Below are 24,026 nucleotides of genomic sequence, written 5' to 3'. Positions count from 1 at the left end.
GTTTCGTGTCGTTGACTACGGACTATCAACCCGGCGGGAGACGGCGACAACACTGACCTAACGGAAGAGGAACTCCGCGATGACCACTCGCAAGACAGCGACCGCCCTGGCCCTGGCCGCCGTGACGGCTTCCAGCCTGCTCGCCGCGCCCGTCCCGGTCCTGGCCCAGTCGCGCGGCCTCAGCGGCCTGTTCGCCTGCGAAGGCTCGGGCGGCAAGCAGGAAGGCGGCGCCTTGATCGGCGCGGCGGCCGGCGCCCTGCTGGGCAACAAGATCGGCGGCAAGAACAAGACCCTGGGTACGCTGGTCGGCGCGGCGGCTGGCGCGGCGGCGGGCGGCTATATCGGCTGCCGCATGCAGTCGACCGACGCAGCCCTGGCCGAGCAGGCCACCAAGAAGGCGCTGGAAACCGGCGTCGCCCAGACCTGGTCCAACAGCCGCACCGGCAATTCGGGCCGTATCGCGGTGGTCTCGTCCAGCTACGGCCCGCCGATCGACGGTCGCAACCTCCGCTATTCGGCCGGCGTCCAGAGCCTGCCCAGCTATGAGGCCGCCGGCGGCGCCTATGTCGCCAGCTCCAACGCCAACCTGCGCGCCGGTCCGTCGACCAAGGCCAAGGTGGTCGGCAAGGTCGCGGCGGGAGAAAGCTTCGACGCGCTGGGCGTGGTTCCGACGGGCGGCTGGGTGCTGGTGGGCCGCAACGGCTACGCGACCGGCTATGCCGCCGCCTCCCTGGTGCGCCCCTATGGCCAGCAGGTCGCCAGCTGCCGCGTGATCGACGCCTCGGTGTCGGGCGGCGCCCAGCGCGCCTCCAGCCAGCGCTACAGCGCCTGCAAGGACACGCGCGGCGAGTGGCAGGTGACCCAGGCTTAGAACGTCAACCCAAGCTCCCAATCCTTGTCATCCCGGAAGCCTCGAAGAGGCTGTCCGGGACCCAGGGGCCAAGCCCTGTGCGGTCGCCCCTGGGTCCCGGCTCTCCGCTTCGCTACGGCCTGAAGTTCAGAGGTCGATGATCTCGCACTTCAGCGTCTGGCGGATCCGCTCCGCGACGATCTGTCGGTGACAGCAATTGGGGTCGTCCTCGTAGCAAAGGAGGGCGACCCTTTTTGTCTTCGCCAGTTCGGTCGCCTGGGCCAGGGCGAGCACGGCCTCCGGCTCCTCTAGGTGGGCGCTGAAGATCTGGTGCATCTCGTCGATCCGGCCCGCCCGTGCGGCTTCCCGGCCCGGCTTGGGCGTGCCCAGCGGCCGCAGGTGCAGATAGTCGATGCCCCGGTCCTTCAGGCTGGCGCCCAGCAGGGTCTTGGAGAAGCCGGCCTTGCGCGAGCTGGCCACGGCCCGGACGTCGACGACCAGTTCCACATCGGCCGCCTTCAGCCGCGCGATCATCCCGCCCTGGGTGTCGGTCTCATAGCCGATGGTGGCCAGCTTATTCATCTGAAGGTTCCATGGACGCGGGGGCTTCGCAGGCCTAACTTAACGCTCGTAACTCCAAAGGAGCCACGCCCATGGACGCGGCCGTCTTTCGCGAACCTCGCAAGCGCTCCGTGGCCGTACCCGGCGGCGAGATCGCGGCCCTGGAGTTCGGCCCTCAGGACCGGCCGATCGACGTGGTGTTCGTCCACGCCAACGGCTTCAACGCCCAGACCTATCGCGTGCTGCTGTCGCCGCTGGGCGCGGGCCTGCGGATTCTGGCCATCGACCAGCGCGGCCACGGCGACACCACGCTGCCGGCCAATCCCGAGGGCCGCCGGTCCTGGCGCGATCTGCAGGGCGACCTGACGGGCCTGCTGGATGTCCTGGACGGTCCGCCGGTGGTGCTGGCCGGCCACTCGATGGGCGGCACGGTCAGCCTGCTGGCCGCCGCCGAGCGCCCGGACCGGGTCAAGGGCCTGGTCCTGCTGGACCCGGTGATCATGCCCTGGCTGGCCACCCTCTACGCCAAGGCGCCGTGGACCTCGGGCCGTCTGTGGAAGCACATGCCCCTGGTCCAGTCGGCCCTGCGCCGCCGGGCCGTGTTCGACGACCGCGAGCAGGTGTTCGCCGGGTACAAGGGGCGCGGGGCCTTCAAGACCTGGCCCGAGACCATGCTGGCCGACTATGTGGCCGGCGGCTTCGTCCTGCGCCAGGACGGCAAGGTCGAACTGGCCTGCGCCCCGGCGTGGGAAGCCTCGAACTACGCGGCCCAGGCCCATGACCCGTGGCGCGCGGTGAAGCGGGTCAAGGCGCCGGTGCGGATCCTGAAAGCCGAGAAGCACTCGACCTGCATGGCCGGCGACCGCTTCGCGCGGCGGGGCCGGGACGTGAAGATCGAGGTCGTGCCGGGGACCAGCCACTTCCTGCCGATGGAGCGCCCGGACGTGGTGCGGGACGCGCTGTTCGATATGGCGACGGCTTAACGCCCCCTCCGTCACGGCGCGTATTCGCGCCGCGCCACCTCCCCCGTTTCACGGGTGAGGAGGAATGGCGCCGCTTCTCCTCCCCCGCCCGCGGGGGAGGTGGATCGCTGCGAATACGCAGCGAGACGGAGGGGGCGCTACAGCGCCAACCCCTCCACCTCATGCGCCGCCAAAGCCGCCCGCGCCGCGTCGGTCACCGGCACGACCTTGCGGGCGTCCAGGTCGAAGGTGATCGCCACCGCCTCGGAGGTTCCCCAGGACTGTCCCGTCGCCGGGTCCAGCATCCAGTGGGCCATGCGCATGGTGCGCGCGTCCGTGCCGATCAGGCCCGAGCGGAGCTCGACGCGGTCGCCGGGCCGGGGCCAGGCCAGGTAGACGATCCGGTACTCCAGGACCGCGCCCCCATACCGCGTGGGCTTGGGCTCGGCGTGGTCGACCACGACATCCCGGAACGGGTGGATGAACGCGCCGATGCCGTCGGAGACCCGGCCGATGAACTGCTCGGCGCGCATTCGTCCGTATACATCGCAATCGGACGGCAGAAGGCCGCCCAGGCCGATCCGCGTGAGGCTCAAGGCGTCGGCGCGCTCCAGGCTGGCGGTCGTGGCGAACGGCGACAGGTCGATGCTGCGGGCGCGGGCCTTCTCGGGAATCTCGACCTTCAGGGCCTCAGCGCGCGCGCGGGCGATGCTGGGCCAGGGGAAGGGCTGGCCTTCGCGCGGGGTGGCGTGGACCACGGTGGTCTGAAAGGTCGCGGCCAGCTCGCCCGAGGCCGGATGGATCAGAAGCTGGAGGAGCTTGGCCTCGGTCTCGCCCATCTCGATCACGCCGCCCAGCATGGTCAGCGGCGCGCCGGCGTGGGCCTCGCGCAGGAAGCGGATGTGGTGCTCCTTGACCAGCAGCGTGGCATTGGCGTGCGGCGAGAAAGCCTGGGGCATACCCAGCTCGGCGGCCAGGCCGATCAGGCCCTCCTGGGCGCGGACCACGTAGTGGCGCACGTTCATGTGCCCCATCTCGTCACAGTCCCAGGTGTTGACGCCGCCGCGCCAGATCTCGACACCAGGAAGAACCTCAGCGGTCGTCATGGCGCGGCTCCCTCAAGGCAAGAATGGCCCGCCAGATCTCGACGCCGGGGAGGCTCTCAGCGGTCGTCATGGCGTCTCTCGAACGGTGTTGAACAGCTGTTCGAACCTAGCCGCGTTCTCTCAGTTTCGGCAATCGCCGCAGAGGCCGTGGGCCTCGATGGTCACGGCGGTCAGGGCGTAGCCGGCCGTGGCGCCGGCGGCGATGATGTCGGCGCTGGCCTGGGGCTCGATCTCGCGGGTCGCGCCGCAGCAGTCGCAGATCAGGAAGGCGGCGGCGTGGCCGTCGGCCTCCTTGCGGCAGGCGACATAGGCGTTGAGGCTCTCGATCCGGTGGGCGAAGCCCTGCTTCTCCAGGAAATCGAGCGCGCGATAGACGGTCGGCGGCTTGGCCGGCGGGCCATCGCCACCGAAGGTCGAGATCAGGTCATAGGCCTTCACCGGTTGGCCAGCTTCCAGCAGCAGTTCCAGAACCCGGCGGCGGGGCGCGGTCAGGCGCTGCTCGGCGGCCGCGCAGCGGGCCTCGGCCGCCTCGAGCTCGGCCGCGAGGCTGGCGCCGGCGACGCCGTGATTGTGGTGATCGTGTCCGCAGGAAGAGCCGTGGGCCATGGCCAACAGGTAGAGGCCACGGCCCGTATGCGCAAGCTAGAGGCGGGCCTGGGCGACCAGCGCCGCCTCCGCCGCGCACCTAGCCGCGTCAGGAGTGGGGCCGGCCTTGCGGTTCTGGGCGACCGCCGCCATCAGGCCGCGCCGATGTTGAACTGCGGGCGCAGCAGACTGCCAGATATCGAAAAGGGCCGGGCCATCCTTCGCGAGGTCTTTGACCAAGCAGAGGCGAAGCGGTTGAGCCAGGCCACCTTTATCGCCAGATATATGTGATTGCAGACGGTCTTATGGCATGTATAGTTAATTCTTAGATCAATAGGGGTGGGCGATGAAGGCTCTATTTATTCTGGCCTTGACCTTGTTGCCGGTTGGCGCTGTGGCAAATCCGGCGGTGTTGCCCTCCGTTGCTCCTCAGATCGATCAGATCGCGGGGGTCTATAAGACGCGTTTCAAAAACGGCACGGTCGCTGGCGAGACCTATATGTCGGAGGACATATTGGAGGTCGTCAAGGTCACGCCCAATACCGCCTATTTTCGCATCCACAGCGAGTTCTATAACGGGCATACCTGCAGTCTGTGGGGGATCGCCGATCTGGAACCTCACGCGCTCGTCTTTCGGCAAACTGACGATAACCAGCCCTGCGAGCTGAGGTTTACGGTTAATAAGCAGGGCATCATCCTCAATGATGTCAATGAAGGCTGTCGGGCTTTCAGCTGTGGTAATCGCGGTGCGTTCGACAATGGGACGCATGTCGACTATCCGTTCACCACGCGCCGTCCTATCCGCTACATGGCGCGGCTTCTGGCCTCCCGTGAATATGCCGAAGCCATGAACGCCCATCGTGACGAACATGCGCGGCGTCGCCGTCAGTGACGGCGTGAAGCCCAGCGCGCACGACGAACTGGATCCACTTCGTCGGAAAATGCTGTAGCAAGGCCGCCCTTATGGCAGCGGCGCGCTCAGCAGGTTGGCCTCGGCGGTGCAATGGGCCGGATCCGGCGGGGAGGCCTGGGCGCGGGTGGCGTCCAGCTCGGCCCGCACGCCGGCCAGGTCGTTCTTGAAGGCTTCCGAACCCCACAGGGCCGCGAACAGGGCCTCGGCGTTCTTGCGGCCGGCCTCGACCGAGCTGGCGTTGTGGACGCCGCAGATCACCCGGCTCTCGCCGAAGGCGCGGGCCCGGGCCAGGATGACCTCGGCGCGGTCCGGCGCGGCCTCGGCCAGCAGCAGGCCCACGGTCCAGCCCCAGGTGGCGTGGCCCGACGGATAGTCCGGCGACAGCGAAAAGCCGAGGCTGGGCTTGATGCACAGCGGCCCGCTCTGCGAGCGGAAGGGCCGGGCGCGCCGGTACTTCATCTTCGGACCCGACACCGCCGGCCGCACGTCGCGGCTGATGCGCAGCAGCATGGCCGCCAGCTTGGGGTTCTTCTCGCGGGTCGGCGTGTAGCCCAGCGCGCAGCTATAGGCCGCCAGGACGTTCTCCTCCGCGTCGTCGGCCTGGGCGATCGCCCAGCGCGGCGTGCCTTCCAGCTTGCGGGTGGCCAGGAATATCTGGCGGTCTTTCTCCGCCTCCGCCGATCCCTTGGCGGGCGGCGGGGCCAGGTGGTCGCGCGCGTCGAACTGGGCCTGGGTCAGATAACGGCCGGCCGTGGCGGTGTCGCCGCCGAGCGTGGCGCAGCCGGTCAGGGCCAGGACGGCGGCGAAGGCCAGAACACGCATATGAAAAAGGGTCCCCGGAGCAATTCCGGGGACCCTGCATTTTCACTGGAGTCGGATCAAGCTTACTTGCCGAACAGCTTGTTCCAGCGCGGCTTCTCGCGGCCCTTCCAGGCTTCGCGGTGATAGGCGTCCGAGGCGATCAGCGGCACGACCGTGGTGGCTTCGGCGAAGACCATCTGTTCGTAGGTGGTGTTCACCTTGCCCCACGAGGCGGCTTCCTTCAGCGTCGAGGACGAGCAGGCGCCGTCGCGGACGTCGGCGACCGTGATCTGGACAGCGTACTTGTGCATGTCGGCCTCGACGCCGAGGATCTCGGCGCAGACGACGGTGTCCTGGGCGAAGTTCTTCGGCACGCCGCCGCCGACCATGAACAGGCCCGTGGTGCCGGCCGCGATCTTGATGTCGGTCAGTTCACGGAAGTCCGCGACCGCGTCGATCATCAGATAGGGCTGCTTGGCGGCGATGCGTTCCTTCTGGTGCTTGACCAGGCCAAAGCCCGCCGAGCTGTCGACGAAGGCCGGGCAGAAGATCGGCACGCCTTCTTCATAGGCGGTCTGGATCAGCGAGCCGGGCTTCTTGGCGTTGCCTTCCGACAGCCACTTGCCCATTTCCCAGATGAACTCGCGCGAGGAATAGGCGCGCGGCTCCAGGCGGTTGCAGATCTCCAGGATCGTGTGATCGCAGTTCTGCAGCTCTTCTTCGTCGATATAGGTGTCGTAGATGCGGTCGATGTAGTTGTCGCGCAGCACGTTGTCGTCGACCGGGCCGGCGGCCTGATAGTGCTTGAAGCCCAGGGCCTCGAAGAAGTCCATGTCGACGATCGAGGCGCCGGTGGCGACCACGGCGTCGATCATGCCGTTCTTCACCATGTCGCGGTAGACGTGCATGCAGCCGCCGGCCGAGGTCGAACCGGCCAGGATCAGCCAGGGCGAGCAGCCCTTGTCTTCCAGGGCCATGTTGAAGATGTCAGCGGCGCGCGCGGTGTCGCGGCTCGAGAACGACATCTTGCGCATGGAGTCGATGATCGGACGGGCGTCGAACGACGTGATGTCGATGTGCTCGACGACGTTCTGCAGCAGTTCGGCCTTGGTATTGCCAATTGGGGTGTTGTTCGGAACGGGAGCGTTCATCGCTTCGGTTTCCCTGACTTTGGACGCCCGTCGTTGAAAGTGGCCGTCCACCGGGACGGAGCGACCGGTGGGGGCTGAAAGCGAACCGCACTCGACGTCTCATAACGTCGAGTGCGGCGCGCGGTTTAACTCAGAAACAGTCTACTGACGAACCACGTCGATTTAGCGACGACGCTTGCGCTTGCCCGCCGCGCCTTTCGGGCGCGAGAAACGGACGATCTTGCGCTCTTCGTTCTCCTGGCGGACCGCCGGGATCGAGCGCTTGGCCAGGCCGTACATCGAGGCCATCGGCGCGTCCTGGACCTCGGCGGTCTCGTTGTCGCCGAAGCCGTTGAAGCGGGTCGACATGGCCACGCCATAGGCGCCCAGCATGCCGATCTCGATGTAGTCGCCCTCGTCGACGCTTTCCGGCAGGTAGAACGGGCCGGGCATGTGGTCGACGCTATCGCAGGTCGGGCCGTAGAAGCGGAAGGGCTTGAGGCCCTCTTCCACCACTTCGCCATTCTTGCGGAACAGCTTGACCGGGAAGGGCCACTTCATGTGCGCCGCGTCGAACAGCGAGCCGTACGACCCGTCGTTCAGATAGAGCGCATCGCCCTTCTTCAGCTCGACCTTGACCAGCAGCGACGAGGCCTCGGCCACCAGGGCGCGGCCCGGCTCGCACCAGAGCTCGGTGGTCTCGTGGACCATCATCTCGGAGAAGCCGCGGTCGATGGCCGCCAGGTACTCGGAGAGTTCCGGCGGGGCCATGCCCGGATAGATCGACGGGAAGCCGCCGCCGACGTCGACGACATCGGCCAGTACGCCGGCGCGGACCAGGGCCCGCGAGGCCTGGGCCATCGCGGCCTGGTAGGCCGTCGGGCGCATGCACTGGCTGCCGACGTGGAAGCTGAGGCCCATCAGGTCCTGGGTGGCGCGGCGCGCGGCCAGCAGCAGGCCCGGGGCGTTGTGCGGCTCGACGCCGAACTTGCCCGAGAGGCTGTAGGCCGCGCCCTCGGCCTGCACGCCCATGCGGACGATCAGGTTGAGGTCCTTGGCCTGGCCGGTGGCGTCCAGGATCTTGGCCAGCTCTTCATGGGTGTCGAACGAGAAGGTCTTCACGCCGTGGTCGAAATAGGCGGCCGCGATGGCCACCCGGCTCTTGACCGGATGCATGAAGGCCATGCGCGAGCCCGGGGCCTCGTTGGCCACGAGCTCGATCTCGTTCAGCGACGCGACGTCGAACGACCGCACGCCGGCCTGCGCCAGCTCACGGATCACCCAGGGCGAAGGATTGGCCTTCACCGCGTAAAAGACGTCGCCTTTAAATTCGGACTGGAACCAGCGCGCCGCTACCGACACCGCGTCCGGTCGCACGAGGGCGACAGGACGTTCCGGTGACCGCTCGCGGACCAGGTCCAGGGGAGTATGGTACGTGTGCAATTCACGTAGACCCCTGCAGAAGTTAAACCCAGGCCGGCGTTAGCAGCGCTTATGAGGACTTCGGGTCCGCCGGAGCGAGCGAAATAGGGGCAATGGTCCGGGATGTAAAGTCCCTTTTGCGGCCCCGTTTTGAGACCAAACCATCCACCGGTTGTCACAAATTCATTGCTTACCTGCCCCAAACCGGAGAACGCATTTCCCAAGCCCTGAAACCACGTTAAGGATTCGCCCCGACCATGACGTCGGACCCTGTTCTCTCGATCCGCGCCGCCTCCAAGACCTTCGGGTCTCGCCGTGCGCTGGACACCGTCTCTCTCGATGTCAATCGAGGCGAGATGATCGCGCTCATTGGGCCTTCGGGCTCGGGGAAATCCACGCTCCTTCGCTCCATCGACGGTCTGCAGACCATTGATGAGGGCGGTCAGATCGACGCCTTCGGCGGTTCGGTGCAGGCCAAGGGCCGCGTGTCGGGCGAGGTGCGCAAGGCGCGCATCCGCATCGGCTTCATCGCCCAGCAGTTCAACCTGGTCGGCCGCCTGTCGCTGTTCAGCAACGTGGCGCTCGGCTCGCTGGGTCGCATCCCTTTCCTTCAGGGTCTGTTCGGCGCCTGGCCGAGGGAGACGCGCGAGGCGGCCATGGCGGCCCTGGCCCGCGTCGGCGTGGCCGACTATGCCGGCCAGCGCGCCAATACCCTGTCGGGCGGCCAGCAGCAGCGCGGCGCCATCGCCCGCGCCCTGGTCCAGAAGGCCAAGATCATTCTCGCCGACGAACCGGTCGCCTCGCTCGACCCCGTCTCGGCGCGCAAGGTCATGGAGATCCTGCGTGATCTCAATCAAAGCGACGGCCTGACCGTTGTCGTCACCCTGCACCAGGTGGACTACGCCCTGCGCTATTGCGACCGGGTCGTGGCGCTGAAGGCCGGCCAGAAGGTCTATGACGGCCCGGCCTCCGGCCTGAAGCGTGAAAAACTCATCGATATCTACGGGCCGGAATTCGAAGACGTGTTCTGGGAAGGAGCCCCCCAATGATCAGCCGCCGTACGGCCCTCGTGTTCGCCGCCGGCCTTTCGGCCCTGGCCCTCGCCTCGTGCTCCAAGAAGCCCGAGGCCTCGGCCGCCAAGGACACGATCACCTTCTCGATCTTGTCGACCGAGTCCGCCCAGAACATGGAAGGCTACTGGAAGCCGATCCTGGCCGACATGGAGAAGCAGACCGGCCTCAAGGTGAAGCCGTTCTTCTCGTCCAACTACTCGTCGCTGATCGTGGCCATGGGCGCCAAGCAGACGGATGTGGGCTGGTTCTCGAACCAGTCGGGCCTGGAAGCCGTGCGCCGCTCGAACGGCGAGGTGTTCGCCCGCACGTTCGATCCGTCGGGCACCGACGGCTACAAGTCGGTGATCATCGTCCCGGCCGCCAGCAAGATCCAGACGCTCCAGGACCTGCTGAAATGCGACAAGTCGCTGGACTTCGGCATCGGCGACAAGAAGTCGACCTCGGGCACCCTGGCGCCGATGACCTATGTGTTCATCCCGGCCAACAAGAAGCCCGAGGACTGCTTCAAGACCGTGCTCAGCGCCAACCACCAGGCCAACCTGTTCGCGGTGGCCAACGGCAAGCTGGACGCGGCGACCAACAACTCCACGGCCATCAACCTGTCCAAGGCGCGCGGCGAGGGCGTCACCGACAAGATCCGCGTGATCTGGGAATCGCCGACCCTGCCGGAAGACCCGATCGTCTGGCGCAAGGATCTCGACCCGGTCGTGAAGGAAAAGCTGCGCCAGTTCTTCCTGACCTACGCCCAGGGCGACACGCCGGCCGCCGAGCAGCAGCGCGGCTATCTGAAGAAGCTGTCGATCGGCGGCTTCAAGCCGGCTGACGACACCCACCTGCTGGTGGTGCGTGAAATGGAAGCCACCGAGCAGCTGGGCCTGGCCCGCGAGTCGGGCGACCAGGCCAAGATCGCCGCGGCCCAGAAGACGCTGGAAGGCATCAAGGCCGAACGCGTCGCGGCCGATGGCAAGGCGGGCGTCGCCGCGACGCCGGCCAACTGAGGTCCTTGATGAGCGACGCCGGTATCCGCGCGCCCCATCCGAGTGCAGGCGGCGTTCCCGCGCCGCCCAAGCGCTCGGCCTCGGCCCTGGCCTTCGACACCCTGCTGTGGGGCGGGGTGATCCTGCTGCTGATCGTCAGCTTCAGGCCGGCCGAGATCGACAAGTTCCCGCAGCTGTTCACCGACACCGAGCGGACCGGCGCCTTCGCCAAGCTGTTCTTCAAGCCGTTCACCGATCCCAAGCTCTTCATGTCGATGGAGTGGGGCCTGTTCATCGGCAAGATGTGGCAGACCGTGCAGATGGCGCTTTGGGGCACGGCCCTGGCGATCATCGCGGCGATCCCGCTGGGCCTGCTGGGCGCGCGCAACATCGCCCCGATCTGGATCCAGCAGCCGGTTCGCCGCCTGCTGGACCTGATCCGCTCGATCCCCGACCTTGTCGTGGCCCTGATCTTCATCACCGCCGTGGGCCTGGGGCCGTTCGCCGGCGTGATGTCGATCATGTTCAACACTGGCGGGGTGCTGGCCAAGCTGTTCGCCGAGGCCGTCGAGTCGATCGACAAGGCCCCGGTCGAGGGCGTGCGGGCCACGGGCGCGGTGAAGCTGCAGGAGATCGTCTGGGGCGTGATCCCGCAGGTCGCCCCGCTATGGACCAGCTACGCCCTCTACCGCTTCGAATCGAGCGCCCGCGCGGCCACCGTGCTGGGCATCATCGGCGCCGGCGGCATCGGCCAGATCCTGTTCGACTCGATCAACGCCTTCCAGTTCGACCAGACCGGCTGCATCGTGCTGGTCATCGTCGTGGCGGTGTCGATCATCGACCTGCTGTCGCAAGTGATCCGTACGCGGCTGCTTTAAGCGGTCCGTTCTTCATTCCGACCCGACCGAAAAGCCCGGGCGCGCCAGCCACATGCTGGCGCGCCCGTCGCGTTTATGGCGTTCCGAGCGGGGCCAGCGGAACGCCTCTCGAATTTCGGACTGCAGTATTCGGCGGACTATTCACCAAGTTTCATCGGCTGCTTCATGTATCGGAATGAAACGGATAACGCCGATATCGCGTTTCTGAAACTTGTCCAGACTTAGACGGTTTATTTCTGCATCGTAACGTTATGTGTCTGGGCTCGCGTGGTGGGCGAATGCGAATGGATATTTTGAGTAGAGCCCGCGTGGCGCAAAATTATCACGTCTTAAAACATACATAGTGGCGTCACTGAACCATCACTGCATGCGGACTATCCCCCGGCCAACCAAACAGGGGTACCTCCTAATGCGTAACTATTTCGGTGGGGCGGCTCTCGTCGCTCTGATGGCCGCCACGGCCTCGACCGCCTACGCCGCCGACCCGGCGCCCGAGGCGGACGGCACGGCGCTGGAACAAGTCGTCATCACGGCCACCAAGCGTGAAACCAACCTGCAATCGACGCCGATCGCGGTGTCGGTGATGAGCGCCACGGCCATGGCCGACCGCCACGCCGAGAGCCTGATCAGCCTGATGGACGGCGCCATCCCCTCGCTGCGCGTCGCCACCTTCGAAGCCCGCCAGTCGGCGCTGACCGTCGGCATCCGCGGCATCGTCCCCTTCGACGCCAACCAGACCGCCCGCGACCAAGGCGTCGGCGTCTATGTCGACGGCGTCTATCTGGGCCGGCAGCAAGGCCTGAACGTCGCCCTTCTCGACCTGGAGCGCGTCGAAGTGCTGCGTGGCCCGCAAGGCACGCTGTTCGGCCGTAACACCGAAGGCGGCGCTGTCAGCATCGTCTCGAAGGGCCCATCGGGCGTGGCCGGCGGCCGCATCGTCGCCGGCGTCGGCAACTACGGCGCCTACACCGCCGAGCTGCACCAGGACTTCCAGGAGTTCAACGGCCTGTCGATCAAGGTCGACGGCCTGCTTCAACACCAGGATCCGACCATCAAGAACCCGATGGCGGGCCAAGCCGGCTGGAATCAGTATGACCGCAAGGGCGGCCGCATCTCGGGCCTCTACAAGCCGAACGACAAGTTCAGCGCCCTGGTCTCGGTCGACTATTCGAAGGACGAGAACACCCCGTTCTTCAGCCAGCTGATCAACTACAACCCCTATGGCAAGCGCGTCCGCACCCTGGCTGAGGTCACGGCCACGGCCAGCGCCCCGGCCGGCACGATCAACCCGCTGGCCTCGCTGGTGAAGGTCCATACCGACCGCCAGACCGTCTCGGACATCGGCACGGTCCAGCAGCCCAGCGTCGACGAGACCGGCGGCGCCATGATGACGCTGAAGTACAACGTCTCGCCGAACCTGCAGCTGCGCTCGATCACGGCGGCCCGCGCCGTCGCGACGAACCAGTGGGACAACTCGGGCGTCGAAGCCCGTAACGTCTTCGCCCCGAACGCCAACTTCGGCCGCTACAGCCTGTCGGACCTGTATCAGAACCAGTACAGCCAGGAATTCCAGGCTGTCGGCGACTTCGGCGATGCGTTCCAGTACGTCGCCGGCCTGTACTACTTCAAGGAACACGCCAAGGAATCGGCCGCCACGCCGTTCACCAACCAGTGGAACGCCGACGGCACGGCCTACACGATCCGCTCGTCGGCGGGTACGTCGAAGGCCGCTGCCGGCACCGCCGGCTGGGAGCGCGGCACGCGCTTCCTGACCCGCGCCTCGGAAGCCGACGCCGAGAGCTACGCCATCTACGGCCAGGGCACCTACACGCCGGCCACGATGGAAAAGCTGCACCTGACGGTCGGCGGTCGCTACACCAAGGACAAGCGCGACGGCACGCTCTACATCGTCAACGGCAAGGCCACGAACTTCACGTTCACCTACGACAAGGGCCGCTTCGACCCGCTGGTCAACCTGGCCTACGACGCGGCTGAAGGCGTGAACCTTTACGCCAAGTTCTCGACCGGCTATCGCGCCGGCGGCGCCAACGACCGTTCGCAGACCTTCCAGGCGTTCGACGCCGAAAAGGTCAAGGCGTACGAAATCGGCGCCAAGATGGACTTCCTCGACAACCGCGTCCGTCTGAACCTGGCCGCCTACGCCATGAACCGCGACGGCACCCAGATCGACTTCGACAACGTCGACACCACCCCCGGCAGCCCGACGCAAGGCGCGCACACCGAGGAAACCCGCAATGCGCCGGGCACCTCGAAGATCCGCGGCTTCGAAGCGGACCTGACCGCCCAGGTCACCAGCCAGATCCAGGTCGGCGTCTCGTACGCCTACACGGACGTCAAGGTGCCGGCCGCGCCGTTCCCGTTCACCGGCAACGCCGACGTCCCGCAGGGCACGCCGTTCCCGGTCAACGTGGTCTACACGCCGCCGAACGCCGCCTCGGCCTATATCGACTTCAAGCAGCCGGTGGGTTCGATGACGTTCAAGGCTCACCTGGACGCCAACTACGCCGACGCCCAGTACTCGTTCCAGACCGAGTTCGCCGACGTTTCGCCGACCGGCAAGCTGGTCCAGAACGTCGCTGTGAAGGGCGACAGCAGCTTCATCGTCAACGGCAACCTGACCCTGGCCGACATCACGATGGGCGACGCCGGTTCGGCCAGCCTGTCGCTGTGGGCTCGCAACCTGCTGGACGAGTCGCACATCTACCGGATCTCGGCCGCCAACCGCGGCACGATCGGCGACTACGCCAACTTCAACCCGCCGCGCACCTACGGCATCGAACTGCGCGTGAAGTACTAGGCCTGACGTGACGAAGGGCGGCCCAGCGACGGGCCGCCCTTCCGACACCCGGAACGGGGGGCGAGGATCGACTGTCACGATCCAGACCACTCCGTCGGTAAACGGACTTTTCTTCCTCGACCCTCGATGTCGCCATGTTGCTGTAACGACACAGATTAACCGGTGAAAAACAGTTGTCGCGCCGGTGTCACAAATCGGTGGCGGAACCGTCATGGCGCCCCGGTAAGCCCGCGACATCCTGATCCCGTCCTTCATCGGGCGAGAGAGGCAGGGGCACCTTCAAGGGGAAATCATAATGAGCATCAAGACCTCGCTGGTCGCCGGTTCGGCGCTGGGCGTCGCGCTTGCTCTGAGCATGGGCGTCGCGGCCCAAGCCCAGGATATGGCCTACAAGTGGAGCGGCGCTCCGCAATTCTCGAACGACGACACCTCGTTCAAATTCCGCGGCCGCATCCTGGTCGACTATGTCAACCAGGACGTCAGCCGCGATGGCCCCGGCGGGGACTACAAGACCAGCAACTGGCGCGGTCGCCAGGTGTTCCTGGGCGTCGAAGGCAAGCTGAACAACTACTTCGCCTACAAGGCCGAAGGCGGCTGGGTGAACGGTGGCGCGGCCTCGTGGGACGACGTGGTCATCGAGTACAAGCCGAACGAACAGACCTCGCTGCTGTTCGGCAACATCAAGGCCGCCGGCCTGGAAAACCTGACCTCGACCCGCTTCATCACCTTCATGGACCGTGGTCCGTACGGTGACTTCGGCGTCGACAGCTACCTGGTCAGCGCGGTCGCCAAGTATCAGGGCTTCAACTACTCGGCCACCTTCGCCATCCAAGGCAACAGCATCAACACCGCTGACGTCGCCAACGCCGGCGCCGACAGCAAGGAACGCTTCGGCCTGACGGCGCGCGGTCACTACGCTCTGCTCAACACCGACGCCGACAAGCTGCACCTGGGCGTCTCGTATCGCTACCGCAACCGCGGCGACGAGAGCGCCTTCGCCTATACCGGCCGCACGACGACCGCCTACACCAACGGCACCACGTTCTACACCACGGGCGGCATCGGCAACCGTGACAAGACCCTGGCCGTCGAAGGCATGTACATCCACGGCCCGTTCTCGGTCCAAGGCGAGTACTCGAACATCGACGTCACCCGCATCGGCGGCGCCGCTGTCGGCAAGGACCCGAAGGTGAAGGTGGGCTACGCCTTCGTCAGCTTCTGGCCGACCGGCGAGACGCGCAACTATGACGCCGCCGCCGGTGAAGTGAAGCGTCCGAAGATCCTGAACCCGGTCACGGCCGGCGGCACGGGCGGCCTGGAACTGGCCGTGCGCTACGACTACGCCGACCTGGGCGACGCCTACGACACCCTGAACGTCAAGCCGGCCGTGTCGCAAGCCGGCAAGTACACGGGCTGGACCATGGGCGTGAACTACTACCCGACCTCGTATGTCCGCTTCCAGGCCAACTACACCGACGGCAAGTCGGACAATGTCGGCCTGAACCAGGACTACGACGTGAAGCAGTTCCAGCTGCGCGCTCAGCTGGACTTCTAAGACCGACGTGTTCGCGGGCGGATCCCTCCGGGTCCGCCCGATCTCCTTGCTTCATTCCTTTAGGAACTGACCATGAAGAAGCTCCTGTCCTGCGCGGCCGCCGCCGTCGCCCTGTCGGGCCTGGCCGCCGCCCCCGCCTACGCCGCCCGCGACTACGTCTGGGCCGCCGGTTCGTCGACCGTGTTCCCGTTCGCCACCCGCGCCGCCGAAAACTACGCCAAGAAGTCGGGCAAGAAGGCGCCGAAGGTTGAAAGCCTCGGCACCGGCGGCGGCATCAAGCTGTTCTGCTCGGGCGCCGGCGAAGGCTTCCCGGACATCGCCAACGCCTCGCGTCCGATGAAGAAGGCCGAGTTCGACGCCTGCGCCGCCAAGGGCATCAAGGACATCATCCAGATCAAGATCGGCTTCGACGGCATCGTCATCGCCACCGACAAGGACGGCGCCGACTACAACTTCAAGACCGAGAACCTCTACATGGGTCTCTCGAAGGTCGTCTATAAGGGCGGCCAGTTCGTCGCCAACCCGAACAAGAACTGGGACGACGTGGCCGGCGGCCTGCCGGGCAACCGCATCCAGGTGTACGGCCCGCCGCCGACCTCGGGCACCCGCGACGCCTTCGTCGAACTGGCCATCGAGGCCGGCGCCCGCAAGTATCCGACCCTGGACGCGATCCGCTCGGACAACGAAAAGAAGTTCAAGGCTCAGGTCGACCCGCTGCGTAACGACGGCTGGATCGACGCCGGCGAAAACGACAACGCCATCGTCGGCACCCTGACCAAGACCCCGGGTTCGCTGGGCGTGTTCGGCTGGTCGTACCTCGAAGAGAACATGGACAAGATCAAGGGCGCCTCGGTCAACGGCGTGCGTCCCTCGGCCCAGACCATCTCGGACGGCTCGTATCCGCTGTCGCGCACCCTCTTCATCTACGTGAAGAAGGCCAACATCGGCGTCACCCCGGGCCTGGAAGACTTCCTGAAGGAGTTCACCTCGGACGCCGCGACGGGCCGTGGCGGCTACCTGCAAGGCCGTGGTCTGATCCCGCTGCCTCCGGGCCAGCACGAAGCCCAAAAGGGCGTCGTGGCCAACAAGACCGTGATGGGCCGCCCGGCTTCGTAAGCCGGCAGTTCGTCACTTAGACCGAGCTAGACGCCGTGGTCCTATGGGCCACGGCGTTTTTCTTTGTATAGTGGACCGCGCCGGGCCTCCCCATGCCCGCGCCGCGGTCGCCGTCCGGGCCCGCGTCCTTGACCCTGCAGGGCCATGATCCTCGTCGCGCTCGCCGTCGTCTTCCTCCTCGTTCTGTTGAACGGGGTCTTCTCCATGTCCGAACTGGCCGTCGTCTCGGCCCGCAAGGCCCGTCTGCAAGGCTTCGCCGAGCGGGGCGACAGGGGGGCCAGGCTGGCCCTGGAGATGGCCGAGCACCCCACGCGGTTCCTGTCGGCCGTCCAGGTCGGCATAACCCTGATCGGCATCTTCGCCGGCGCCTATGGCCAGGCCACCATCGCCAGCGCTCTGGACCACTGGCTGGAGACCAGCGTCCCGTCGCTGGCCAAATATTCCGAAGGCATCGCCACCACCATCGTGGTCATCGGCCTGACCTACGTCTCGGTGATCCTGGGCGAGCTGGTGCCCAAGCGCCTGGCCCTGATGTTCCCGGACGTGATCGCTCGCCGGATGTCGCCGTTCCTGGCCATCGTGGCCATGGTGCTGCGCCCGTTCGTGACCCTGCTGACCGTCTCCACCGCCGCAGTGCTCAAGCTGATGGGCGTGCGCGACGAGCGCAACAACGGCGTCACCACCGAGGAGATGGAAGCCGTCCTGGCCGAGGGCGCCGACGCCGGCCTGATCGAGCCCGAGGAACGGGCGATGATCAACGAGGTGCTGCGCCTGGGCGATCGCCCCGTGCGCGTGGCCATGACCCCGCGCCGCGACCTCTTCTGGGTGTCGCTGGCCGACAGCCCCGAGCAGGTGCTGACCGAGATCCGCGCCAGCGCCCACTCGCGCATCCTGGTGGCCACCGACGACGATCTCGATGGCGGGGTCGGGGTGGTGCTGAAGAAGGACCTGCTGGACGCCTGCCTGTCGAACGAACCGCTCGACCTGAAGGCCCACGTCCAGCAGCCGATCGCCATCCCCGAGACCATGTCGCTGCTCAAGGCCCTGGGGGTCTTCAAGCAGACCAGCCTGCACATGGCCCTGGTGGTCGACGAGTTCGGCTCGCTGCAGGGCGCGATCACGCCCCTGGACCTGCTGGAAATGATCGCCGGCGACTTCCCGGAAGACCACGAGGACGACGAGAAGCGCTTCATCCGGCGCGAGGACGGCAGCTGGCTGATCGACGCCCGCCTCGACATCCAGGAACTGAACGATCACCTGGGCGAGAACTTCGAGGCCGAGGGCGGCTATCACACCGTGGCCGGCCTGATCCTTGACCGCCTGGGCCGCCTGCCGGTCGAGGGCGAGCATGTCGAACTCGGCGCCTTCGACCTGGAGATCGTCGACATGGACGGCTCGCGGATCGACAAGGTCATCCTCAAGCACACCAAGCGCAAGAAGGACGGGCTGGACGGGTAGGTCGGCTGACCGACCGTCTTCCCCGGAGCACCGTATGCTTTTCCGTCACGTCGCGGCCCTGGCGGCCGCTCTCATCGCTTTCGCCATGTCCGCGCCGGCCGGCGCCGCCGAGTACGGCTTCAAGGACCTTCTGCGCGAGCCGGGTACGCCGCGCGCCGGGGCGACGGATCCGGACGTCATCATCGTGATGTATGCCGACTACAACTGCGGCTACTGCAAGCGCATGGAGCCGGTGCTGGTGAGCGCCCTGAAGGCGGACCGCCGCCTGGCCGTGGTCCACAAGGATTGGCCGATCTTCGGCGACGTGTCGGAGCACGCGGCGCGCGTGGCGCTGGCCGCGACCTATCAGGGCCGGTACGAGGCGGTGCATCGGGCCTTCATGCTCTCGCCCACGCGGCTGAGCGACACGGACATGGTCGACACCGTCGCCAAGCAGGCGGGCGTCGACTGGACCAGGCTGACAAGTGACCTGAAGACCCACGGCCGCGATATCGACGCCGTGCTGGCGCGCAACGCCCGCGAGGCCGGCCTCCTGGCGCTGCAAGGCACGCCGGGCCTGGTGATCAACGGCTACCTGATCCGCGGCGCCCTGTCGGAAGAGCAGTTGAAGGACGTGGTCGAGAAGATCCGCGCGGTGAAGCGGCCTGCGGCCTAGGCGACGCGACGAAGGGGCGCCGCTGAACCAGGCGATCTGCGATCGGCCTATAGCGGCGGCCCCACCCTGGTCGTCATCCCGCGCTTCATGCGCGGGACCCATGGTTCAATTTCAACGTGCGAGCTTTCTTCCGCTCCGCACCTGCGGCGGACAGATAGGTCCCGCGCATAAAGCGCGGGATGGCGGGTTTGTGGGTGAGGGCGGAGTTCTGCTTCCGACCCCGAGCGGACGTTGTAGCGCCCCCTCCGTCACGTCGCCTATCGGCGTCGCGCCACCTCCCCCGTTTCACGGGTGAGGAGGAAGCCGCATCCTCCTGCCCCGCTTGCGGGGGAGGTGGATCGATGCGGATACGCATCGAGACGGAGGGGGCGCTTCTGAGCCAACGTCCGCTCCTCGCCCGTTGCGGACCCCCGTCGCCCAGTGCGATATCGGGGCGATCAGGAGGTGCTCATGACCCAAGACCCCGTGAAGGGACCGGCGTCCTATTTTCCGTCGATCGAGAAGACGTACGGTCAGCCGATCGCCCATTGGCAGCAGATCGTGCGGGACGGTTATCCCGCCCGGCACATGGAACTGGTCGCGATTCTGAAGGGTCAGCACGGCATGGGCCATGGGCACGCCAACGCCGTGGTCGCGCACACCTTGGCGCAGGATGGGCTGAAGTAGCGCCGGGAGGAGGGGAGCATGACGACCGGCAGTCCGCTCTCGACGCTGAAGCTTCTGCTGCCCGCCCTGATCCCGTCGTGGAACTTCTTCGACGTGATCGCGCCGGCGCCGCGTGTGGAGTACGCGCTGCTGGCCTCGCCGGGTGACACGACCGGGACCTGGCGGGAGTTTCGCCCCCGGCCGGAGCACGTCTCGCTCGCGACCCTGCTGAAGCGCCTGGTCTGGAATCCGCGCTGGAACCAGACCCTATTCGTGATGAGCTGCGCCGAGCGCCTGGCCGAGGATCGCACGCCGGCCCATAGCGAGGCCGAGCTGTTCAAGCGCATCGCCGCCGATCTCGCCGTCGAGCCGCAAGACCCGGCGCGGCCGTGGCTGTGCTTTCGCCTGGTCTTCGTCAGCCGGGACGGCGAGGCGTTGACCGAGGAGGTCATGGTCCAGCCCGCGCCGCGGCTGCTCAAGGACGTCGACGTCCGATGAGCCTAGAAGCCGCCGTTCGCCTGACCGAGATCCTGCTGGCGCTGGCCCTGATCCAGCAGAGCCTGGAGCACCTGCGCGGCCTGCCCGGCGAGCGGCCGCTGTTCGCGATCCGGATCCTGCTCTGCGTCCTGGTGGCCAGCGGGATCGCCGCGCCCTGGCCGCTGGTCGGCCTGGCGCTGGTCTCGCTGGTCATCCTCGAGCGCTTCCAGGGACCCTATAACGGCGGCAGCGACCGCATGGGCCTCCTGGCGCTGTGGTGCCTGGTCCTGACCCGCCTGCTGCCGACCCCGGCGCTGAAGGAGCTGTCGTTCGGCTATCTCGGCGCGCAGCTGATGCTCAGCTACTTCATCTCCGGCGGGGTCAAGATCGTGAACCCCGACTGGCGTTCGGGCCGGGCGCTGCGCGACGTCTTCCAGTTCTCGTCCTATCCGGTCTCGCAAGGCCTGCGCCGCTGGGCGCAGCGGCCCCGGCTGCTGCTGGTGATGTCGTGGGCGGTGATGGGCTTCGAGCTGGCCTTTCCGCTGACCCTGCTGTGGAAGCCGGCCCTGATCGCCGGGCTGGCCATAGCGGCGACCTTCCACCTGGCCAATGCCTGCCTGTTCGGCCTCAACCGTTTCTTCTGGACCTGGCTGGCGACCTATCCGGCGATCCTGTGGCTGCAAGGGCGCGTGTTTTAAGTCGAGGCGGTGTCGGTTCGCGGACGGGACGAGCGTCTTCAAGGAAAGGGAGACCGTCGGCATGACCGTGCGCGAACAGATCGACCGCTATATCGAGGCCCAGCCGCCGGCCAAGCGCGCCGAGCTGCGCGATCTGGACCAGCGCATCCTGACGATCGCGCCCGCCGCCCAGCTCTGGTTCCTCGACGGCCGGGACGAGACCGGCAAGGTCGTGACCAATCCGAACATCGGCTACGGGGCCGAGACACTGAGCTATGCCGACGGCGGCTCGCGGCCGTTCTACAAGCTCGGCCTCAGCGCCAACACGGCCGGCCTGTCGGTCTATGTCATGGGCCTCAAGGACAAGACCTACCTGTCCCAGACCTATGGCGCGCGGCTCGGCAAGGCCAAGGTCACCGGCTACTGCATCAAGTTCCGGTCCGTGAAGGACGTGGATCTGGCCGTATTCGAGGAACTCGTCGCGGACGCCCTGGGGTGAAGTCCTAAGTTACGCCGTCGGATGTTCTAGCGAGAGCTTGGGGGCCGCCTAGCCGGCAGATTCATCGTAGGTTACGAGTTTCGCGCATGGGTGGAGGCGGCTTGATGCGCGAAGGTGATTTTACTGGGCCGCGTAAAAGACGCGGCGTGAGCAGGAGAGCGATCTGCTGCGGTTTGGGCCCCGCCCTCCTGGGCGTCAGTGGCTGTACGCTGAAAGAGGAGGGCTACCGCTACCGGCTGTCGATCGAAGTCGAGGTCGGTGGGAGGCGATACGTCGGGCAGGGTGTTCGCGAATTTATCGCGGGAGAAGTGATCGGGCTCCCAAACGCTTGGACGGTCTACCATACTGGGACCTTGGGCGACGCCATCTGGATCGAGGCGCCTGGGGCGCCGACGCTGTTCATTTTGCTTCGCCAAGCCATCTATGGGACGGGGGACGCTTGGGATCCGACTCCGTTTCTTGGCCGCGGAAAAATCGGGTTTTACGAGCGGTTCGTGGACGTTCCGCTTCCCGGCCCGGTGAGGAGGCGGGTTGCAGTCCCTCTAAGGGACCTGCCGACCATCGTCGTCTTTGACGATGTCACGGACAAGTCAACCATGCGACTGGTCCTGCCCAGTGAGGTCGCGTCGGTGCTGGGTGGCGGTGCGCGCATAGTCGGCGCTTGGATCGAAAGAACTTCCGATCCTGTCACGCGCGGCATCGAGGCCAAGCTGCCTTGCCTGGCGCCTCTCCTCGCCGATCCCAACGTACGAAGCCGCCAGGTGACAGTCCCCGGAGAGCTCACGTTTAACGTTCCGGATTTTCGACGGTCGCCTCTTGGCTGACCACGTCGCTCCTAGCCACGCCCGCAGCGATGCCAGCACCGGAAGCTGTTAAGCCGCCGTCTTCTTCCGCAGCCGCGCCAGCCGTCGCAGGCGCCGCCAGAAGCGGGTCTTTTCCGGTTCCGGATAGGGCTGCAGGTTGCGGAAGAACTCCTCGGCGCAGGCGCGCCACGAGAACTTCTCGGCGAACTTGCGGACCGCCGCGCGGTCCAGGTCCAGGCAGGCGAGGCACGCTTCCTTGAGGCCGTCCGTCTGGCCGGGGGCCAGGACGCCGGCGTCGGAGCCGGGGATGATGTCCACCGGACCCGGGGCCGAGAACGCCGCCACCGGCACGCCGGCGGCCATGGCCTCCAGGATCACCAGGCCGAAGGTGTCGGTCAGGGACGGGAAGCAGAACACGTCCGCCCCGCCGAAGTAGCGGGCCAGCTCGTCGCCGAACTTGGCGCCCAGGAACTTCACCTCGGGATATTTCTCGGCCAGCTCCTCGCGCTGGGGGCCGTCGCCGATGACGACCTTGGTGCCCGGCAGGTCGAGGCTGGCGAAGGCCTCGATGTTCTTCTCGACGGCGACGCGGCCGACATTGAGGAAGATCGGGCGCGGCAGGCCCTCGAACGGGTCGGGATCGCCCTCCACGCGCGGCTTGAAGATGTCGGTGTCCACCCCCCGCGACCAGGGCGACAGGTTGCGGAAGCCGTGCTTGGCCAGTTCGTCGCGCATGGTCGGCGTGGCCACCATCAGGCGGCCCGACGGCTTGTGGAACCAGCGCATGTAGGTGTAGCCGGCCGCCAGCGGCAGCGGCAGGCGGGCCGAGACATATTCCGGGAACTTGGTGTGGTAGCTGGTCGTGAACGGCAGCTTCCACTCCAGGCAGATGCGGCGCGCGGCCAGGCCGATCGGCCCCTCGGTGGCGATGTGGATCGCCTCGGGCTCGAACTGCTTGAAGCGCTCCTGCACCGGCTCATAGGCGCCGATCGCCAGCTTGATCTCCGGGTAGGTCGGCAGCGGGAAGGTCGGGAACTGCTCGGGGCTGACGACGTCGACCTCGTGGCCCATCAGACGCAGTTCTTCGGTCACCCGGCTCAGGGTGCGGACCACCCCGTTGACTTGAGGTTCCCAGGCATCGGTCGCTAGCAGAATTCGCATCAGGCGGCGGCAGGCTCCGGCAACGGCTCGTCGGCGGCTTCAGCGGCTTGGGACGGAACGACGGACCGGGCGCGGTCGATCACCGACCACGAGCGCAGCTTGGCCCATTCCAGGATCTCGAGATGGCCGTCCGCGTGCTCGGCCAGGGCCGTGCAGCTTTCGACCCAGTCGCCGTCGTTGATGTAGCGGATGCCGTCGATGTCGCGCATCTCGGCCTTGTGGATGTGACCACAGATCACGCCGTCCACCCCCCGACGTCGCGCTTCATCGGCCACGGCGGCCTCGAAGTTCTCGATGAACTGCAACGCGTTCTTCACCTTGACCTTCAGATAGGCCGAGAGACTCCAGTAACCGAACCCTAGGCGGCGCCGAAGGCGATTCACCAGAGTGTTCAGCATGAGGATGGTTCTATAGGACCAATCCCCGAGGAAGGCGAGCCACTTGGCGTGCTGGACGACGCCGTCGAACTCGTCGCCGTGGACAACCAAGTAGCGCTTGCCGTCGGCCGCCTCGTGGATCACGTCGCGCGCCACGATCACCCCGCCGAAGTGGACGCCGCAGAAGTCGCGGATCCGGTCGTCGTGATTGCCGGGGACGTAGATCACCTCGGTGCCCTTGCGCGCCATGCGCAGGATCTTCTGGACCACGTCGTTGTGGGCCTGGGGCCAGTACCAGCCGCTGCGCAGCTTCCAGCCGTCGATGATGTCGCCGACCAGATAGAGCTTGTCGCACTCGACATGGCGGATGAAGTCCAGCAGCAGCTCGGCCTGGCACCCGCGCGTGCCCAGATGCAGGTCGCTGATGAAGATGGAGCGGTAGTGGCGAACGGCGACGTCGGCGCTCATGTCGAACCCCCGTTGTGGCGCCGCCAGATCATTCCGTCCCCGGATCGGAAGATGGCGGC

Annotated in this window: 24 protein-coding genes and 1 pseudogene; 17 read left to right on the top strand and 8 right to left on the bottom strand. The window is 66.6% G+C overall.

Annotation, left to right across the window (positions count from 1 at the left end; all coding sequences use genetic code 11):
• Window positions 1-79: 79 nt before the first annotated feature.
• Window positions 80-871, top strand: coding sequence for an SH3 domain-containing protein (locus CSW62_RS22345; protein WP_099581689.1), 792 nt, complete (start codon window positions 80-82; stop codon window positions 869-871).
• Between the two features lie 126 nt (window positions 872-997).
• Here CSW62_RS22345 and CSW62_RS22340 read toward each other — a convergent pair whose 3' ends face one another.
• On the bottom strand, window positions 998-1,432 hold the full coding sequence (locus CSW62_RS22340) for a DUF488 family protein (RefSeq protein ID WP_099581688.1): 435 nt from the start codon (window positions 1,430-1,432) through the stop codon (window positions 998-1,000).
• 71 nt (window positions 1,433-1,503) lie between these two features.
• Here CSW62_RS22340 and CSW62_RS22335 point away from each other — a divergent pair, with 71 nt between their 5' ends.
• Both CSW62_RS22335 and CSW62_RS27155 read left to right on the top strand, forming a co-directional pair.
• Window positions 1,504-2,394 carry an alpha/beta fold hydrolase gene (locus CSW62_RS22335; protein ID WP_099581687.1) on the top strand — a complete coding sequence of 297 codons (891 nt, stop codon included), beginning with the start codon at window positions 1,504-1,506 and terminating at the stop codon, window positions 2,392-2,394.
• Window positions 2,391-2,465: pseudogene (locus CSW62_RS27155) on the top strand (hypothetical protein); the annotation flags it as partial. The gene CSW62_RS22335 and the pseudogene CSW62_RS27155, both read left to right, overlap by 4 nt.
• A gap of 66 nt (window positions 2,466-2,531) precedes the next feature.
• Here CSW62_RS27155 and CSW62_RS22330 read toward each other — a convergent pair.
• Both CSW62_RS22330 and CSW62_RS22325 read right to left on the bottom strand, forming a co-directional pair.
• A complete protein-coding gene (locus CSW62_RS22330) occupies window positions 2,532-3,479 on the bottom strand; it encodes a thioesterase family protein (protein WP_099581685.1) in 948 nt (315 codons plus the stop codon).
• 120 nt (window positions 3,480-3,599) lie between these two features.
• Window positions 3,600-4,085, bottom strand: a complete 486-nt coding sequence (locus CSW62_RS22325) for a Fur family transcriptional regulator (protein WP_099581683.1) — start codon at window positions 4,083-4,085, stop codon at window positions 3,600-3,602.
• Between the two features lie 325 nt (window positions 4,086-4,410).
• On the opposite strand from CSW62_RS22325, the gene CSW62_RS22315 reads away from it, so the two are divergent.
• Entirely contained in the window at window positions 4,411-4,956 is a 546-nt protein-coding gene (locus CSW62_RS22315; RefSeq protein ID WP_099581681.1) for a hypothetical protein, read from the top strand.
• A gap of 69 nt (window positions 4,957-5,025) precedes the next feature.
• On the opposite strand, the gene CSW62_RS22310 is transcribed toward CSW62_RS22315, so the two are convergent.
• The 3 genes from CSW62_RS22310 to CSW62_RS22300 all read right to left on the bottom strand — a co-directional run bounded on the left by CSW62_RS22310 (window position 5,026) and on the right by CSW62_RS22300 (window position 8,351).
• Window positions 5,026-5,799: a phosphatase PAP2 family protein gene (locus tag CSW62_RS22310; protein ID WP_099581678.1), complete on the bottom strand. Its 774-nt coding sequence runs from the start codon at window positions 5,797-5,799 to the stop codon at window positions 5,026-5,028.
• Window positions 5,800-5,861: 62 nt separating this feature from the next.
• Window positions 5,862-6,929: a deoxyhypusine synthase gene (locus tag CSW62_RS22305; RefSeq protein ID WP_199170675.1), complete on the bottom strand. Its 1,068-nt coding sequence runs from the start codon at window positions 6,927-6,929 to the stop codon at window positions 5,862-5,864.
• Window positions 6,930-7,091: 162 nt separating this feature from the next.
• Complete coding sequence (locus tag CSW62_RS22300) at window positions 7,092-8,351, bottom strand: type III PLP-dependent enzyme (RefSeq protein ID WP_099581674.1); 1,260 nt, start codon at window positions 8,349-8,351, stop codon at window positions 7,092-7,094.
• Between the two features lie 236 nt (window positions 8,352-8,587).
• Here CSW62_RS22300 and phnC point away from each other — a divergent pair, with 236 nt between their 5' ends.
• The 13 genes from phnC (at window position 8,588) to CSW62_RS22235 (ending at window position 21,982) form a co-directional block, all read left to right on the top strand.
• Window positions 8,588-9,379, top strand: a complete 792-nt coding sequence (gene phnC, locus CSW62_RS22295; RefSeq protein WP_099581672.1) for a phosphonate ABC transporter ATP-binding protein — start codon at window positions 8,588-8,590, stop codon at window positions 9,377-9,379.
• The gene (gene phnD / locus CSW62_RS22290; RefSeq protein ID WP_099581669.1) at window positions 9,376-10,401 is read left to right on the top strand and encodes a phosphate/phosphite/phosphonate ABC transporter substrate-binding protein; all 1,026 of its coding nucleotides are present in this window, start codon (window positions 9,376-9,378) and stop codon (window positions 10,399-10,401) included. Before phnC ends, phnD begins: the two co-directional genes overlap by 4 nt.
• 8 nt (window positions 10,402-10,409) lie before the next feature.
• Window positions 10,410-11,258 (top strand): phosphonate ABC transporter, permease protein PhnE, encoded by an 849-nt coding sequence (phnE, locus tag CSW62_RS22285; RefSeq protein WP_099581667.1) that lies wholly within the window; start codon window positions 10,410-10,412, stop codon window positions 11,256-11,258.
• 409 nt (window positions 11,259-11,667) lie between these two features.
• Window positions 11,668-14,076, top strand: coding sequence for a TonB-dependent receptor (locus tag CSW62_RS22280; protein WP_099581665.1), 2,409 nt, complete (start codon window positions 11,668-11,670; stop codon window positions 14,074-14,076).
• Between the two features lie 295 nt (window positions 14,077-14,371).
• Window positions 14,372-15,631 carry an OprO/OprP family phosphate-selective porin gene (locus CSW62_RS22275; protein WP_099581663.1) on the top strand — a complete coding sequence of 420 codons (1,260 nt, stop codon included), beginning with the start codon at window positions 14,372-14,374 and terminating at the stop codon, window positions 15,629-15,631.
• 72 nt (window positions 15,632-15,703) lie between these two features.
• Window positions 15,704-16,747, top strand: coding sequence for a substrate-binding domain-containing protein (locus CSW62_RS22270; protein WP_099581661.1), 1,044 nt, complete (start codon window positions 15,704-15,706; stop codon window positions 16,745-16,747).
• A 144-nt stretch (window positions 16,748-16,891) separates the two neighbouring features.
• Entirely contained in the window at window positions 16,892-18,205 is a 1,314-nt protein-coding gene (locus CSW62_RS22265) for a hemolysin family protein (RefSeq protein WP_099581659.1), read from the top strand.
• Between the two features lie 34 nt (window positions 18,206-18,239).
• Complete coding sequence (locus CSW62_RS22260; protein WP_099581656.1) at window positions 18,240-18,860, top strand: DsbA family protein; 621 nt, start codon at window positions 18,240-18,242, stop codon at window positions 18,858-18,860.
• 450 nt (window positions 18,861-19,310) lie between these two features.
• On the top strand, window positions 19,311-19,526 hold the full coding sequence (locus CSW62_RS22255) for a DUF4287 domain-containing protein (RefSeq protein ID WP_099581654.1): 216 nt from the start codon (window positions 19,311-19,313) through the stop codon (window positions 19,524-19,526).
• An 18-nt stretch (window positions 19,527-19,544) separates the two neighbouring features.
• Window positions 19,545-20,003, top strand: coding sequence for a hypothetical protein (locus CSW62_RS22250; protein ID WP_099581652.1), 459 nt, complete (start codon window positions 19,545-19,547; stop codon window positions 20,001-20,003).
• On the top strand, window positions 19,901-20,680 hold the full coding sequence (locus CSW62_RS22245) for an HTTM domain-containing protein (protein WP_199170739.1): 780 nt from the start codon (window positions 19,901-19,903) through the stop codon (window positions 20,678-20,680). Before CSW62_RS22250 ends, CSW62_RS22245 begins: the two co-directional genes overlap by 103 nt.
• 61 nt (window positions 20,681-20,741) lie before the next feature.
• Complete coding sequence (locus CSW62_RS22240) at window positions 20,742-21,158, top strand: DUF1801 domain-containing protein (protein WP_099581648.1); 417 nt, start codon at window positions 20,742-20,744, stop codon at window positions 21,156-21,158.
• 104 nt (window positions 21,159-21,262) lie between these two features.
• Window positions 21,263-21,982, top strand: a complete 720-nt coding sequence (locus CSW62_RS22235) for a hypothetical protein (protein ID WP_143324446.1) — start codon at window positions 21,263-21,265, stop codon at window positions 21,980-21,982.
• A 48-nt stretch (window positions 21,983-22,030) separates the two neighbouring features.
• Here CSW62_RS22235 and CSW62_RS22230 read toward each other — a convergent pair whose 3' ends face one another.
• Both CSW62_RS22230 and CSW62_RS22225 read right to left on the bottom strand, forming a co-directional pair.
• On the bottom strand, window positions 22,031-23,122 hold the full coding sequence (locus tag CSW62_RS22230) for a glycosyltransferase family 1 protein (protein WP_099581643.1): 1,092 nt from the start codon (window positions 23,120-23,122) through the stop codon (window positions 22,031-22,033).
• Window positions 23,122-23,967: a UDP-2,3-diacylglucosamine diphosphatase gene (locus CSW62_RS22225; RefSeq protein WP_099581641.1), complete on the bottom strand. Its 846-nt coding sequence runs from the start codon at window positions 23,965-23,967 to the stop codon at window positions 23,122-23,124. Before CSW62_RS22225 ends, CSW62_RS22230 begins: the two co-directional genes overlap by 1 nt.
• Window positions 23,968-24,026: the final 59 nt, after the last annotated feature.

This window comes from Caulobacter sp. FWC2 (genome assembly GCF_002742625.1).
Lineage (GTDB): Bacteria > Pseudomonadota > Alphaproteobacteria > Caulobacterales > Caulobacteraceae > Caulobacter.
Note: the sequence above shows the minus strand (reverse complement) of the source record. Positions and strands in the feature narration are given on the sequence as shown.